This window comes from Parvibaculum sp. (assembly GCF_019635935.1).
Classification (GTDB): domain Bacteria; phylum Pseudomonadota; class Alphaproteobacteria; order Parvibaculales; family Parvibaculaceae; genus Parvibaculum.
This window is the reverse complement of record NZ_JAHBYN010000001.1, coordinates 1547501-1562766: the sequence shown is the minus strand read 5'-3', so window position 1 is coordinate 1562766 and position 15266 is coordinate 1547501. Positions and strand designations below refer to the sequence as shown.

Genomic DNA, 15266 nt, shown 5'->3' with positions numbered 1-15266 from the left:
CCGGTTGCGGGCTTCAAGCGGGGCTTGTATGTATGGCCGCGCCCGGCGGGCGCGGGGCCAAGCCTCTCATCTCGATATGATATAGGGCGTTCCGGCCGGATCGGTCCAGTGGACCCTTGGGGCCGGCGAACAATGCAAGCCGCCGGACCGGCTTCGGCGGCGCGGAATTATGGAAGCGAAAATGGCCAGACTGGTCATGAAATTCGGCGGCACGTCGGTTGCGGACATCGAACGCATCCGGAATGTCGCGCAGCACGTCAAGCGCGAGACCGATGCCGGCCACGAGGTCGCCGTCGTCGTCTCGGCAATGGCGGGCACGACCAATCAACTCGTTTCGTGGGCGCGCGAGACGGCGCCGCTGCATGACGCGCGCGAATATGACGCCATCGTTGCAACCGGCGAACAGGTGACGGTCGGATTGCTGGCGATCGAGCTGCAGCGCATCGGCGTTTCGGCGCGCTCATGGCTCGGCTGGCAGATCCCGATACGCACCAACAATGCGCATGGCGCGGCGCGCATCCAGGAAATCGACGGCACGATGCTGATCGAGCGCCTTGCGCGCGGAGAAGTCGCGGTTGTCGCCGGATTTCAGGGGCTCGCGCCCGATAACAGAATCACGACGCTCGGCCGCGGCGGTTCCGACACCAGCGCGGTCGCCATTGCGGCTGCCATCGGCGCCGACCGTTGCGACATCTACACCGATGTCGATGGTGTTTATACGACGGACCCCCGCATCGTTGCGAAGGCCCGAAAGCTTGATAAGATCAGCTACGAGGAAATGCTGGAGATGGCGTCGCTCGGCGCCAAGGTCCTCCAGACCCGCTCCGTCGAACTCGCCATGGTCCATCGCGTGCGCCTTCAGGTCCGCTCGAGCTTCGATGCGCCCGATGCACCGCAAGGCAATGGGCCCGAGGCCAGCGGACCGGGAACTCTAGTTTGCGACGAGGATGAAATCTTGGAACAGCAGGTCGTAAGCGGCATCGCCTATTCGAAAGACGAAGCCAAGGTGACGCTCGTCAAGGTCGAGGACAAGCCGGGCGTCGCCGCAGGCGTGTTCGGACCGCTCGCCGACGCGGCGATCAATGTCGACATGATCATCCAGAACGTTTCGGATGACGGCAAGAGCACCGACATCACCTTCACGGTGCCGCAGGCCGAGCTGACGCGTGCCGAGGATGTGATCCGCAAGCTGCAGGCCGGCATCGGCTGCAAGGAAGTCAAGACCGACATCAATGTCGTCAAGGTGTCGATCATCGGCATCGGCATGCGCAGCCATGCCGGCGTCGCCAAGACGATGTTCCAGACGCTGGCCGAAAAGGGGATCAACATCCTCGCGATCACCACGTCGGAGATCAAGGTCAGCGTGCTGATCTCGTCGGAATATACCGAGCTTGCCGTGCGCGCCCTGCACACGGCCTACGAACTCGACGCCGGATAACGGAGGCAAGGCCGTTGACGCTCTTCCGCCATATCCGCAGCGAACGGGACCCGGATTGATGCCGGGCTCGGTCGGCGGTCCGCGCATACTGCTCCGCCGGCTGCGCGAAGTCATGGCGGAGCCCGAAAGCGCGCAGAAGCGGCTCGACAAGATCGTCGTGCTGATCGCGTCCAACATGGTCGCCGAAGTGTGCTCGGTCTATCTGGTCAACCGGCAGAGCGAGCTCGAACTGTCGGCGACCGAAGGTCTGAAGCCCACCGCCGTTCACAACACGCGGCTGAAAATCGGCGAAGGCCTTGTCGGCGACATCGCCGAGCATGCGCGGCCGCTCAATCTCGCCGATGCGCAGTCGCATCCGGGCTTTGCCTACCGGCCGGAAACGGGCGAAGAAATCTACAAGTCGCTGATGGGCGTGCCGATCCTCCGGAGCGGCAAGGTCGTCGGCGTGCTTGCCGTGCAGAACCGCACCAAGCGGCACTACACCGAAGAGGAAGTCGAGGCGCTGCAGACGGTTGCGATGGTGCTCGCGGAAGTCGTGGCGGCGGCCGAGCTTGTCGACCCGCAAGCCTATGCGACGCCGGATCTTGCGCGGCAGGTGCCGCACTACATCCAGGCGACGGCCTTTTGCGAAGGCATCGCGCTCGGTCATGCGGTGCTGCACGAACCGCGCGTTCACGTCACCAAGCTGATTGCCGAGGATACCGAGGTCGAACTGAAGCGCCTCGAACAGTCGGTCTATGCGCTCAGGGGTTCGATCGACGACATGCTGGAGACGGCCGATCTCAGCCATGCGGGCGAACATCGCGAAGTGCTGCAGGCCTACCGCATGTTCGCCAACGACCGGGGCTGGCTGAAGCGGATGCTCGAAGCGGTTCGCACCGGTCTCACGGCGGAGGCCGCTGTCGAGCGCGTACAGAACGACACGCGGGCGCGGCTGCAGCGCGCGGCCGATCCTTATATCCGCGACCGGCTGCACGATTTCGACGATCTGGCGAACCGGCTGTTGCGCCAGCTCACCGGCGTCACGCTTGCCTCGCTCTCGGCCAACCTGCCCAACGATGCCATTGTCATCGCGCGCAACATGGGTCCGGCCGAACTCCTCGACTACGACAAGACGCGGCTTCGCGGCCTCGTGCTCGAGGAGGGCGCCGCCAATGCGCATGTGTCCATCGTCGCGCGCGCTTTCGGCATCGCCACGGTCGGCCGCGCCAAGGACATTCTCGATCATGTCGAGCCGGGCGATGCGATCATCGTCGATGGCGATACGGGCGAGGTCTATCTGCGGCCCTCGCAGGAGGTGATCGCCTCCTATTCGGAAAAGGCGCGCTTCCGCGCGCGCAAGCAGGAACAGTACAAGGCGATCCGCGACGAGCCGGCGATCACCTGCGACGGCCAGCGCGTGTCGCTCTACGTCAATGCGGGGTTGCAGGTCGATCTGCCGCATCTGGAAGAATCGGGCGCGGAGGGGATCGGCCTGTTCCGCACCGAGCTTCAGTTCATGATCGCCTCGACGCTGCCGTCGCTGCGCGACCAGATCGAACTTTACAGCGCCGTGCTCGATGTGGCCGGCGACAGCCCGGTTGTCTTTCGCACGCTCGACATCGGTGGCGACAAGATGCTGCCTTACATGAATTTCGCGGCGTTGAAGGAAGAAAACCCGGCGCTTGGCTGGCGCGCCATCCGTATCAGCCTCGACCGGCCGGGATTGCTGCGCCATCAGATCAGGGCGCTGCTGACGGCGGCGGCCGGGCGCTCGCTCCGGGTCATGTTTCCGATGGTTGCCGAGGTGGCCGAGTTCCAGCGCGCCCGGGCGCTTGTCGACAAGGAGCTCGCCCGGCTCGACCAGTTCGGCAAGGAAAAGCCCGCGCATCTCGAAATCGGCACCATGCTCGAGGTGCCCTCGCTCGCCTGGCAGCTCGACACGCTGCTGCCGCTGGTCGACTTCGTGTCGGTCGGTTCGAACGACCTGCTGCAGTTCCTGTTTGCCTCCGACCGGGGCAATGCGCGCGTCGCCGGCCGCTACGATTTCCTCAGCCCGGCTGTCTTGAGCTTCCTGAAGCACATCGTCGTCAAATGTAGCCGGCACGAGACGCCGCTGACGCTGTGCGGTGAGATGTCGGGCAAGCCGCTCGAGGCGATGGCCCTGCTGGGCCTTGGTTTCCGCCGTATTTCGATGTCTCCGGCGGCCGTCGGCCCCGTCAAGATGATGGTTCGCTCGCTCGATACCGGCAAGCTCGAGGCCTTCATGGACGGGCTTCTCGACCTGCCTGACCGCTCCCTCCGGGAGCGCCTTGCCGGCTTTGCCGAGGCGCATGGCGTGACCGTCTGAGCGTCCCGGCCTGACGGCGTCCCGGCCTGTCCGAACTGGACCGGAAACTCGAAAATCGAAGGCCGGAAAGGGGGTTGGGTCAATCCATGGTTGCAGTTTGTCAACAGTTTTGTTCTATTCTACGCAATCAGACGCATTGGGTGGGATGTTGTCGGGCCGGCTCGGGGGCCGGTTGTGTATCGTTTTGAAGCGCCGACGACCGTCGTATTGCCCACTGTCGAAAGAATAGCGGTTCGGAATGGCTCAGCTCGGGGAAGAAGAGCCCACACAGATGAACAAGGTCACGATGCTGCCCACCGAAGACCGGTCGGACGCACGGCGCAGGTTGCACCTGCGCGACATCACCAATGAATTGCCGGAGGCGGCCGACACGGTCGGCGCCGAGCTGCGCAACGCCCGGTTGCGCCGGGGTGAGGATTTGCGCTCGATCGCGCAATGCCTTCGCATCAGCCGCAGCCAGCTTGAGGCGATCGAGGAAGGCCGTCACGCCGATCTCCCGGCGCGCGCCTATGCGATCGGCTTCGTTCGTTCCTATGCGGAGTATCTCGGTCTCGACAGCCGCCATGTCGTCGAGCGCTACAAGGCCGAGATCGACAACGAGGAAGCGGCGGCCGCCGATCTGAATTTTCCGGAAGCCGGCGAAGAAGAGCGCCGCTTGCCGAAGGGCACGTTCCTGATTGTGCTTCTCGTTGTGGCGGCCGGTGCCTATGGCGGTTGGCTGCTTTCGAAATCGACCGATGAAATGATGGCGGCGCGCGGGCCCGCGACGCTTGAGCCGCCGGCCGAAGCCGTTGCAGCGGCCATCTCTTCCGGTGCCGTTTCTTCTTCGTCGCGCGGCGACAGCGCTTCGGCGTCGACGCCGGCTGCCGGCGACGTGCCTGCCGTTCGCATTTCGGGCGTCGCTCCGGCGCCTTCGGCCGATGCCGTGCTCGCGCCGCAAAGCGTCTACGAACCGGCGCCGGTCAGCGAGGCGGAAGCCGAGGAAGCGGCGGCGGAAGTGGCGGCCGAGGAAATGGTGCTTGCCGCGCTCTCCGAAGAAGTCTCGACCGATTTGCCGCCCCTGCCGGACGGCACGCCTTACGGCGCGGAAAATGTCGATGGACGCGTCGTCGTGCGCGCGCGGCGCAACGGCGCCTGGATTCGCGTCGAGGACGTGGCCGGCAAGGTGCTGATCGAACGGGTCATGCAGGCCGGCGACAGCTACCGCGCGCCGAGCCAGCCCGGTGTCATTCTGGTGGCGCGCGACGCCAGCGCCTTCGAGCTGATGGTCGACGGCCAGTCGCTTGGCCTTGCCGGTCCGGCGACGCTGGTGCTGACCGGCAAGTCGCTTTACGCGGCCGATCTGCTGGCGGCGATGCCGAAACCGGCGGTCGCGGACACCGCGACCGGCGATACGGCGGTCGAATAGACGGCTTTCACGGAAACGCCGCAATTCTGATATTCTGATATGAAGACAAGCAAGGCGGCGTCATGCGCGGCGCCTTGCAGGTTTTCGGCATGGCGTCCAGCGAACGGACGGATTTTGAGCCTATGAGCAGCATCAGACCCTGGCGCGACATTGCGCGCCGCCCCAGCCGGCAGATCCATGTGGGATCGGTGCCGGTCGGCGGCGATGCGCCGATTTCCGTCCAGACCATGACCAACACGCTGACCTCGGATGCGAAGGCGACGATCGAGCAGATCCGCCGCATCGAGGAAGCGGGCTGCGACATCGTGCGCGTCTCCTGTCCCGACGAAGCCTCGACCGCGGCGCTCGGCGAGATCGTCCGCGCCGCCAAAATCCCGATCGTTGCCGATATCCATTTTCACTATCGCCGCGCCATCGAGGCGGCGAAGGCGGGCGCCGCCTGCCTGCGCATCAATCCCGGCAATATCGGTTCCGAAGCGCGGGTCCGCGAAGTGATTCAGGCGGCCAAGGATCACGGCTGCTCGATGCGCATCGGCGTCAATGCCGGTTCGCTCGAACGCGACCTGCTGGAAAAATACGGCGAGCCTTGCCCGGCGGCGATGGTCGAGAGCGCGCTCGATCATGCACGCATCCTGCAGGACCACGATTTCCACGAATTCAAGATCAGCGTCAAGGCCTCCGACCCGTTCCTCACCGTCGCCGCCTATCAGCAGCTCGCCGACGCCATCGATTGCCCGCTCCATATCGGTGTCACCGAAGCAGGCGGGTTGATGACCGGCACGGTCAAATCGTCGGTCGGTCTCGGCATGCTGCTCTGGGGCGGCATCGGCGACACGATCCGCGTTTCGCTGTCGGCCGATCCGGTGGAAGAAGTGAAAGTCGGCTTCGACATCCTGAAGTCGCTCGGGCTTCGCCATCGCGGCGTCACCATTATTTCCTGTCCCTCCTGCGCGCGACAGGGCTTCGACGTCATCGGCACGGTGCGTGTGCTCGAAGAACGCCTCGCCCATATCGCGACGCCGATGACGCTGTCGGTGATCGGCTGTGTGGTCAACGGTCCGGGCGAAGCCGAACAGACCGATATCGGGTTCACCGGCGGCGGCGCGGGCTCGGGCATGGTCTATCTCGCCGGCCTCACCGATCACAAGATCAGGAATGACGAGATCGTCGAACATCTCGTCGAGCTCGTCGAAGCCAAGGCGAAGGAAATCGACGCCGCGCGTGAAGCGGCGGAAAAGGCGGCGGAACCGCGCGCGCTGGCGGGCGATTAGCGAGGCCGGATTTTTCTTTCCGCCGCCCGCCTTTCCATTCGCCAGGTTCGAAATTCGCCATGATTCCCGAAGAGAAACTCCAGAGCGTCATCGCCCGCTTCGAGGCGGTGCAGTCCGAAATGAATTCCGAAGTGCCGCGCGACCGCTTCGTCGCGTTGTCGCGGGAGTTTTCGGAGCTTGCGCCGATCGCCGCCGCCATCGGCAAGCTCAATGCCGCACAGCGCGAATACGAGGATGCCGAGGCGCTTTTGCGCGTTCGCGACATGGCCGAGATGGCGCGCGAGGAAATCGACCGTCTCAACGAGGAATTGCCGCGGCTCGAACACGAATTGCAGCTGATGCTGCTGCCGAAGGATGCGGCGGACGAGCGCAACGTCATTCTCGAAGTCAGGGCCGGCACCGGCGGCGACGAGGCGGCGCTTTTCGCCGGCGATCTCTTCCGCATGTATGAGCGCTATGCGGCAAGTCAGGGCTGGTCGGTCGAATTGATCTCGGCGTCGGAAGGCGAAATGGGTGGTTACAAGGAAATCATCGCCGGCATTTCGGGGCGCGGCGTCTATGCCAAGCTGAAATTCGAGTCCGGCGTTCATCGCGTGCAGCGCGTGCCGGTGACGGAAGGCGGCGGGCGCATCCACACCTCGGCGGCAACCGTCGCGGTGCTGCCGGAACCGGAAGAAGTCGATGTCGAGATCGACGAAAAGGATTTGCGCATCGACGTTTTTCGCGCGTCCGGCGCCGGCGGCCAGCATGTCAACAAGACCGAAAGCGCGGTGCGCATCACGCATATCCCGACCGGCATCGTCGTCTCGCAGCAGGACGAGAAGTCGCAACACAAGAACAAGGCGCGGGCGATGCAGCTGATGCGCGCCAAACTCTACGACGCGGAGCGCGAACGCATCGACCGTGCGCGTTCGGCCGAGCGCAAGGGCCAGGTCGGATCGGGCGACCGTTCGGAACGCATCCGCACCTACAATTTTCCGCAAAGCCGCGTTACCGATCACCGCATCAACTTGACGCTGCACAAGCTCGACCAGATCATCGCCGGCGAGGCGCTGGGCGAGTTGATCGATGCGCTGGTCGCCGAGGATCAGGCGGCGCGTCTGGCGGCGCTCGGTGACGAGGCGTGAACACGCGCGATCATGCGGCGCGGATGCTGGGCTGGCGGCTGAAACAGGCCGGCCTTCCGGCGCCCGAGCTCGATGCGCGGCTCATGGTGCGCGGCGCGACCGGGGCGAGCGAGATCGAGATGATCCGCGAGCCCGGCGCCTTCATCTCGCCTGAGGAAGAGGCGCGGCTTGCCGGTTATGAGAAGCGCCGTCTCGCGGGCGAACCGGTGTCGCGCATTCTCGGCCGCCGCGAATTCTGGGGTCTCGACTTCGCGGTGACGCCGGCCGTGCTCGATCCGCGCGCCGACAGCGAAACGCTGGTCGCCGCCGCGCTCGATCTTTTGCGCGGCGTCGCGGGCCCCCGCATCCTCGATCTCGGCACCGGCACCGGCTGCCTGTTGCTGGCGGTCCTTTCCGAACGGCCGGATGCGCAGGGGCTCGGCGTCGATATTTCCGGTGCGGCGCTCGATGTCGCGCGCGCCAATGCCGCCGCGCTCGGTCTTGCGGCACGGGCCGGTTTCGTCATGGCCGACTGGACGGCGGGCATCGACGGCGTCTTCGATCTCGTATTGTCCAATCCGCCCTATATCGTCAGCACCGAGATCGCGGCGCTCGATGCCGGCGTGCGCGACCACGATCCGCGTCTTGCGCTCGATGGCGGCGCCGACGGCCTCGACGCCTACCGGGCGCTGGCGCGCGCGCTGCCGCCGGTTCTCGCGCCGCACGGGCATGCGGTTGTCGAGCTCGGGTTCGGCCAGGCGGATGCGGTTACGGCGCTTTTCGAGGCGGCGGGGCTTTGCGTCGTCCATGTTGTTTCCGACCTGGGCGGTGTGCCGCGTGCCCTTGTCGCAGGGCTCGCGCCTCAAAACCGGCGCGAAGGCTGAATTTTTCCCCGTTTCGGCGGAAAAAAATCGTTTGGAATCCGGCCGCCCAGAGGCTAGGTTTCATGCAGGGAAAACGAGCCGGGTGGAAAAACGCCTCGCTCCTCGAACCCCTCCTCCGACATGAAGACTGTCTTCCGAGAAGAGGGATGTCGTCCAGCACGGGAGAGCCGTTGCCGGGCCGGGTTCGAAGGCGCTTGAGGCGGCCCGGACAAGACATGTGCCCGCAAGTATCCATCGATGTCCCAGGGGCTGGGCGCGGATACCGGGCCAGAACTTCTTAGCATCCGAATGGGCTCATGCCGCTTAGGCTGAGCATCTTGTGTGTGCTGGGGAAGTCCGCTCGCGCGGCGACAGTCCGGAAACGGATCGTCAGGGCGCCGGCGGCGGCAAGGGGCTTTGGCCAAAAGGCTTTGACCAGAAGTTTCGAACGGGATTCCGGCGTAAACAGTTAGCGAGAAACAAGAGCATATGAGGCAAGGGCAAAACAATCCCAAGCGCTCGCGCGGACGTGGCGGGCGCAATAATGGCAGACCGCAGCACTCGGCCAACCGGGCTTACGACAGCAACGGGCCGGACGTCAAAATCCGCGGCACCGCCACGCATGTCTGCGAAAAGTACCAGCAGCTCGCTCGCGACGCGATTTCGGCCGGCGACCGGGTGATGGCGGAAAACTACTTTCAGCACGCGGAGCATTATTACCGGCTTCTGATGGCCGCCCAGACCGGTCAGGAAGGTCAGGCCCGGCCGCAGAGCAATCTCGCCTATCGTCCGCCGGAAGACGAAGAGGAAGAGACGGATTTCACGGCCGACAACCAGCCTCAGCCGCGTCATCCGGGCCAGCCTTGGCACCAGCAGAACGGCAACGGGCAGGGCGGCGGCCAGAATGCGGGCCCGAACGGTGGACAAGGCGGTCAGGTGAATGGCGGCCAGCACCGGCAGGACGATGGCGGCGACGATGGCGAGGATGACGACCGTCAGCCCGACCAGCAGGCCGTGCATCAGCAGGGCGGCGAGGGCGAGGGCCAGCCGCGCCGCCGTCAGGGCCGCCGGCGCCGTCCGCGCGGCGAGGGCCAAATGAACCAGGGCGGTGGCGAGCAGCGCCGTGCCGAAGGTGGCCATGAGGGTGGCGAGGCTGGCGGCGACGCGCCCCGCGCCGAAGCGCCTTCCGCGCCGGCGCCGGAAGTCGCACCCGGCGACTAAGGCCGCCTAATCTTCGAGAACGAGTGTGTCGCCGGGCTTTATCGAGCCCGGCGAACTCACATGGGCATAGAGGCCGAGATCGGCGTCGCCCCGCTCGCGCATCAACATGGCCGGAATTTCCATGTCGCGGGCGCCCGTCGCCGGATCGACATTGGTGGCCGCGCAACGCACCGTGCGATGCACGCCCTTGAAGCCCGCATTGCCCATCCGGAAGCGCCGGCCGACCCATTCATGGTCCTCGAAGGGTTCGAGCCCCTCCACATAGACATTGCCGCGAAAGCGCAGCGGATCGACCTTGCGGCCGATCTTTTCCTCCAGCGCCCGCACACTCGCCATGTTGATGATCGAGACGAGCTTTGCCGGCGCGTCCGAATGCGAAAAGCCCGGCGCGAAGACAAGCCGCGGGGCCCCCCGCAATTCGTCCTTCATGTAATCGGCCATGAAGCCTTCCAGTGCCGCGCGGCCCTCCGCCGTTGTCAGGTTGGCGGCCAGGCGCTCGCGGCCCTCCAGCGCCACATGCAGCGTCGTCGTCGCATCGTCGAAGCGGGTCTTCAGCTTGGCCAGCCGCTCGTCCCGCATCAGCATCAGGAACTTGATCTTCGGGAAGTGCTTCGGGGCGGCGGGGTCGAAATCGGCCGAGCCGTTTTCGATGGCGAAAGCGCGGTCGAAGGGGAAGGTTTCGCCCTTTTCGAGGGTCACCCGGTCGAGCGGCTCTGGCGAAAGGCCTTTGACGGGGTAGCGGTAGAGGTTCACGATTGTCGCACGCTCTCCCATGGCCTCACCGCGCTCCGGTTTCGCTGCCGATCTTCACGAATTCGGCAGGTTTCTGCGACAAACTGGCAGGAGATTGCCTCTTGTGTGACCGTTAAGCAACACCAATATCCGTCAAGGACCGGCGCCTCTGAAGGGCCGGTCCGGAATTCGGATAAGGCGCCCGGGCGATCCCCGCGCGTGCTTGAAAGGGAAGACACATGGATCTCGAAAAATACACGGACCGGAGCCGCGGCTTCATCCAGTCCGCGCAGGGGCTTGCGCTGCGCTCGGGCCATCAGCGTTTCACGCCTGAACATGTGCTGAAAGTTCTGCTCGACGACGAGGAAGGCCTCGCCGCCGGTCTCATCCGCGCGGCAGGCGGACGGCCCGATCAGGCGCTTACCGGCGTCGAGACGGCGCTGTCGAAAATGCCGAAGGTCGAGGGCACAGGCGCCGGCCAGCTCTATCTCGCGCCCGAGACGGCGCGTCTCTTCGAGCAGGCCGAGCAGCTTGCGAAGAAATCCGGCGACAGTTTCGTCACCGCCGAGCGCCTCTTGCTGGCGATCGCGCTGACGCCCGGTTCCGAAGCCGAAAAAATTCTCAAGACCGCCGGCGTCACGGCGCAGGCGCTCAACGGCGCCATCGAAGCCGTGCGCAAGGGCCGCACCGCCGACAGCGCCAGCGCGGAAGACGCCTATGACGCCTTGAAGAAATATGCGCGCGACCTCACCGCCGAAGCGCGGGGCGGCAAGCTCGACCCGGTGATTGGCCGCGACGAGGAAATCCGGCGCACCATCCAGGTGCTGTCGCGCCGCACCAAGAACAATCCGGTGCTGATCGGCGAGCCGGGCGTCGGCAAGACGGCGATTGCCGAGGGTCTCGCGCTCCGCATCGTCAATGGCGACGTGCCCGAAAGTCTGAAGAGCAAGCAGTTGATGGCGCTCGATCTCGGTGCGCTGATCGCCGGCGCCAAATATCGCGGCGAATTCGAGGAGCGGTTGAAGGCCGTGCTCGGCGAGATCAGCGCGTCGGACGGCGGCATCATCCTTTTCATCGACGAGATGCACCAGCTTGTCGGCGCCGGCAAGACCGACGGCGCGATGGATGCCTCGAACCTGTTGAAACCGGCGCTGGCGCGCGGCGACCTTCACTGCGTCGGCGCGACGACGCTCGACGAATACCGGAAATATGTCGAGAAGGACGCGGCGCTGGCGCGGCGCTTCCAGCCGATCTTCGTGGATGAGCCCAATGTCGAGGACACGATCTCGATCCTGCGCGGCCTGAAGGAAAAATACGAACTGCATCACGGCGTTCGCATTTCCGATGCGGCGCTCGTCGCATCGGCGACGCTTTCCGACCGCTACATTTCCGACCGCTTCCTGCCCGACAAGGCGATCGACCTGATGGACGAGGCGTCGTCGCGCCTGCGGATGCAGGTCGATTCGAAACCCGAAGAACTCGACGAGATCGACCGCCGCGTCATCCAGCTCAAGATCGAGCGCGAGGCGCTGAAAAAGGAAAAGGACCAGGCGTCGAAGGACCGGCTCGAGAAGATCGAAACCGAGCTTGCCGACCTCGAACAGAAGTCGGCCGACCTCGCAGCCTCATGGCAAGCCGAGAAGTCGAAGCTCGCCAGCGCGCAGAAGATCAAGGAAGAGCTTGAAACGGCGCGCAACGAACTGGCGCAGGCGCAGCGCGCCAGCAAGCTCGAGCGCGCCTCGGAGCTTGCCTATGGCGTCATCCCCGAGCTTGAAAAGAAGCTCGTCGAAACCGAAAAACAGGCGCAGGGCGCGATGCTGGAAGAAGCGGTGACGGAGGCGCATATCGCGCAGGTCGTTTCGCGCTGGACCGGCATCCCCGTCGACAAGATGCTCGAAGGCGAGCGCGAAAAGCTCCTGCACATGGAAGATGCGCTGCGGGCCCGTGTCATCGGTCAGGAGGAGGCGGTTTCGGCCGTCTCGCGCGCGGTGCGCCGGGCGCGCGCCGGGTTGCAGGATCCGAACCGGCCCATCGGCTCGTTCCTGTTCCTCGGGCCGACCGGCGTCGGCAAGACCGAACTCACGAAAGCGCTTGCCGGCTTCCTTTTCGACGACGATCAGGCGATCTGCCGCCTCGATATGTCGGAATACATGGAGAAGCATTCGGTGGCGCGGCTCATCGGTGCGCCACCCGGCTATGTCGGCTACGAGGAAGGCGGTGCGCTGACCGAAGCGATCCGCCGCCGGCCCTATCAGGTCGTGCTGTTCGACGAGATCGAAAAGGCGCATCCCGACGTCTTCAACGTGTTGTTGCAGGTGCTCGATGACGGGCGCCTCACCGACGGGCAGGGCCGCACGGTCGATTTCAAGAATGTGATGATCGTGATGACCTCCAATCTCGGCGCCGAATATCTGGCCGAAGGCGGCGATGTCGAGGAGGTGCGCGAGCAGGTGATGGATGTCGTGCGCTCGCGCTTCCGGCCCGAGTTCCTCAACCGGCTCGACGAGATCCTGCTCTTCCACCGCCTGACGCGCGAACAGATGGACGCGATCGTCGACATCCAGCTCGAACGCCTGCAGGCGCTGCTTGCCGGCCGGCAGATCGCGGTCGAGCTCGACCCGGCGGCGCGCACCTGGCTCGCCGATGCTGGCTACGACCCGGTCTACGGCGCCCGGCCCCTGAAGCGCGTCATCCAGCGCAACGTGCAGGATCCGCTCGCGGAACTGATCCTGCAAGGCCGCGTCGCCGATGGCGAAACGGTGAAAGTCTCGGCCGGCGCCGAAGGCCTCATCATCGCCGGCCACGAGGTTGCCCGCGACGGCAGTTTGCGCGACGAAGGCGAGCCGGGCTTGCGCATCGTGCATTGAGGCTTGCGCTGAGGGAGAATGCGGAGGCGGCGAGGGTGACGAAACGCGTACGGTTTTCGTCTCCTTCGGCGTCTCCGAAATCGTCTCCGTTGACGTCCCTCTGAATGTCACCGTGAATCGCTCCGGGATCGTCGCAGAATTCGGTGCTGACGGGGATAAGTGAGACTTGTTCACGGGGTCCGGGCGGGGATAAATGCGCCGTGGAACCGTGCGTGACAGGTTTTGACAGATCGATGACAGAGGGCCGGTTTATCCCCGGAAAACGGGGATAATGGGCTTGCGAAAAACGATCCGTCTACGGATATAAGCCTGTCAGTTGGCGCTGTTCGTTTCTGCATCGGCGCGGGCGACACGGGTCGCCAGCGGCGCTTCGGCCATGCGGTTCGCGAGCATTTCGCGTTCGGCCTTGAAGGCGGCAAGTTGCGGGCCTTCGAGCTTGCGCCCGGTCGGTACCTTCAGCGCCAGCGGATTCATCTTCTTGCCGTTCAGATGCACTTCGTAATGAAGGTGCGGGCCGGTCGAGGCGCCCGTCGTGCCGACATAGCCGATCACCTGGCCCTGGCGCACACGCGTTCCGGCGCGGATGCCGCGGGCGAAACCGTTGAGATGCGCGTAAGCGGTCTCGTAGCCGTTGGCGTGACGGATCGAAACGTAGTTGCCATATCCGCCGAAGCGGTTGGCGCGCGTCACGGTGCCGTCGCCGGCCGCATAGATCGGTGTGCCGGTTGGCGCGGCGAAGTCGACGCCGGCGTGAAGCCGCGAATAGCCGAGGATCGGATGCTTGCGCATGCCGAAGCCGGACGACAGACGCGCGCCGTCGACGGGCGTCTTCATCAGGAACTTCTTCATGCTCTGGCCGTTCTCGTCGAAATAGTCCCAGACGCCGTCGCCCGGATCGTGACGCCAGAGCTTGTGCGTCTTGCCGCCGACCGAAAGCGAGGCGAAAAGCACGTCGCCTTCTTTTACGGCAACGTTGTTTTCGTCGAACTTGCGGCTGAAATAGACTTCGAACTTGTCGCCCGGCTGGATTTCGCGCTGGAAGTCGACGCTGTAGGAATACATGCGGATCATCTCGACGATGATCTGCGGCGGCAGGCCGGCGCGTTCGCCGTCGAGGAAAAGCGAGTTGTCGATGGTGCCCGCGGCGCGCACGAAGCCTTCGCTGAATTCGCGCATTGTCTCGCGGCCGCTGAAGCTGCCGTCGGCATCGCGCGTGACTTCGATGGCGCGTTCGATGTCGGGCTGGAGCGAAAGCGCGGTCAGGTATTTCGGCGGCATGGCGCTGTCTTCCGCGCTCTCCGCGCCTTCCGGCATCTCCATGAAGTTCAGCGAGATTTCCTGGCCGGCGCGCAGTTTGCGCGGGCTGTAATGGGCGCTCAACGCGGCGACCGCGTGATAGGCGTCGATGCGGTCGGCGCCGGCTTTCGCCAGCACTTCCATCAGCGTTTCACCGCTGGCGAGCGCAACGGTGACTTCGACTTCGCGCGGCTCGGCGGGGTGAATTTCGGCTACGGCTTCCTCTGCCATTTCGCCCGTGAACAGGCCCGGATCGGCGAGCGAGGCCGTGTACAATTCGTCCGTGGGCTGAATGGCGACGACGGCGCGCGGGCCGTCAACGTCCTTCGGTGTCAGGTCGAGGGCAACGACGCGTGGCGCCCGGTCCGCCGTCAGCGAGGCGACCGCGACCCCTTGATAAGGGGTCACCAAGGTCGCCATGCCGATGCCAACGAGGCCCAGCGACAGCGCGCCGAGCGCGCCCGAGGCTGCTATCCAGCGCGACTCACCCAGCGCCAGACGGCTGGCGGAGGCATAAAACTTTAATGAAATCCGTGCGTTGCGACGCGTGCGGTGCCAAAAGCGTTGCGTGGCGGGCGCCGTCTGAGTGTCGGCGCCACCGCAATTCTCGTCTTCTGTCACCTGGGTCCCCGTGTCGTACAAACTTGCTGTCCCCCCGGTGCGATTCCCGATACTTAGCGCCTATGTCTAAGGTTCGATCTTCGCTGACTTGCTTAACTGGTGGCTGCCCAACCA

At 64.9% G+C, this 15266-nt stretch carries 10 protein-coding genes; 8 read left to right on the top strand and 2 right to left on the bottom strand.

All coding sequences use genetic code 11. From position 1 onward, the window contains the following. Positions 1–181: 181 nt before the first annotated feature. From KF719_RS07800 to KF719_RS07770, 7 genes are all read left to right on the top strand, one after another. Positions 182–1438, top strand: a complete 1257-nt coding sequence (locus tag KF719_RS07800) for an aspartate kinase (protein ID WP_293508151.1) — start codon at positions 182–184, stop codon at positions 1436–1438. 58 nt (positions 1439–1496) lie between these two features. After that, the gene (ptsP, locus tag KF719_RS07795; protein ID WP_293508150.1) at positions 1497–3767 is read left to right on the top strand and encodes a phosphoenolpyruvate--protein phosphotransferase; all 2271 of its coding nucleotides are present in this window, start codon (positions 1497–1499) and stop codon (positions 3765–3767) included. Between the two features lie 238 nt (positions 3768–4005). Next, complete coding sequence (locus tag KF719_RS07790; RefSeq protein WP_293508149.1) at positions 4006–5175, top strand: helix-turn-helix domain-containing protein; 1170 nt, start codon at positions 4006–4008, stop codon at positions 5173–5175. 122 nt (positions 5176–5297) lie between these two features. After that, positions 5298–6446: a flavodoxin-dependent (E)-4-hydroxy-3-methylbut-2-enyl-diphosphate synthase gene (gene ispG / locus KF719_RS07785; protein WP_293508148.1), complete on the top strand. Its 1149-nt coding sequence runs from the start codon at positions 5298–5300 to the stop codon at positions 6444–6446. Between the two features lie 59 nt (positions 6447–6505). Further along, positions 6506–7573 (top strand): peptide chain release factor 1, encoded by a 1068-nt coding sequence (prfA, locus tag KF719_RS07780; protein ID WP_293508147.1) that lies wholly within the window; start codon positions 6506–6508, stop codon positions 7571–7573. Then, a complete protein-coding gene (gene prmC / locus KF719_RS07775; RefSeq protein WP_293508146.1) occupies positions 7570–8436 on the top strand; it encodes a peptide chain release factor N(5)-glutamine methyltransferase in 867 nt (288 codons plus the stop codon). The genes prfA and prmC overlap by 4 nt, the downstream gene beginning before the upstream one ends. Positions 8437–8904: 468 nt before the next feature. Continuing rightward, a complete protein-coding gene (locus tag KF719_RS07770; RefSeq protein WP_293508145.1) occupies positions 8905–9636 on the top strand; it encodes a DUF4167 domain-containing protein in 732 nt (243 codons plus the stop codon). A 6-nt stretch (positions 9637–9642) separates the two neighbouring features. Here KF719_RS07770 and KF719_RS07765 read toward each other — a convergent pair whose 3' ends face one another. After that, positions 9643–10410, bottom strand: a complete 768-nt coding sequence (locus KF719_RS07765; RefSeq protein WP_293508144.1) for an MOSC domain-containing protein — start codon at positions 10408–10410, stop codon at positions 9643–9645. Between the two features lie 197 nt (positions 10411–10607). Between KF719_RS07765 and clpB the strand changes: the two genes are divergently transcribed. Then, positions 10608–13235: an ATP-dependent chaperone ClpB gene (gene clpB / locus KF719_RS07760; RefSeq protein ID WP_293508143.1), complete on the top strand. Its 2628-nt coding sequence runs from the start codon at positions 10608–10610 to the stop codon at positions 13233–13235. A 312-nt stretch (positions 13236–13547) separates the two neighbouring features. Here the strand turns inward: clpB and KF719_RS07755 are convergent, their stop codons facing one another. Continuing rightward, positions 13548–15152: a M23 family metallopeptidase gene (locus tag KF719_RS07755; RefSeq protein ID WP_293508142.1), complete on the bottom strand. Its 1605-nt coding sequence runs from the start codon at positions 15150–15152 to the stop codon at positions 13548–13550. Between the last annotated feature and the right edge of the window lie 114 nt (positions 15153–15266).

Bases quoted from the DNA above. Each gene is read 5' to 3' on its own strand.
- KF719_RS07800 (WP_293508151.1), top strand. From the start codon at position 182: ATGGCCAGACTGGTCATGAAATTCGGCGGCACGTCGGTTGCGGACATC.
- ptsP (WP_293508150.1), top strand. From the start codon at position 1,497: ATGCCGGGCTCGGTCGGCGGTCCGCGCATACTGCTCCGCCGGCTGCGC.
- KF719_RS07790 (WP_293508149.1), top strand. From the start codon at position 4,006: ATGGCTCAGCTCGGGGAAGAAGAGCCCACACAGATGAACAAGGTCACG.
- ispG (WP_293508148.1), top strand. From the start codon at position 5,298: ATGAGCAGCATCAGACCCTGGCGCGACATTGCGCGCCGCCCCAGCCGG.
- prfA (WP_293508147.1), top strand. From the start codon at position 6,506: ATGATTCCCGAAGAGAAACTCCAGAGCGTCATCGCCCGCTTCGAGGCG.
- KF719_RS07770 (WP_293508145.1), top strand. From the start codon at position 8,905: ATGAGGCAAGGGCAAAACAATCCCAAGCGCTCGCGCGGACGTGGCGGG.
- KF719_RS07765 (WP_293508144.1), bottom strand. From the start codon at position 10,410: ATGGGAGAGCGTGCGACAATCGTGAACCTCTACCGCTACCCCGTCAAA.
- clpB (WP_293508143.1), top strand. From the start codon at position 10,608: ATGGATCTCGAAAAATACACGGACCGGAGCCGCGGCTTCATCCAGTCC.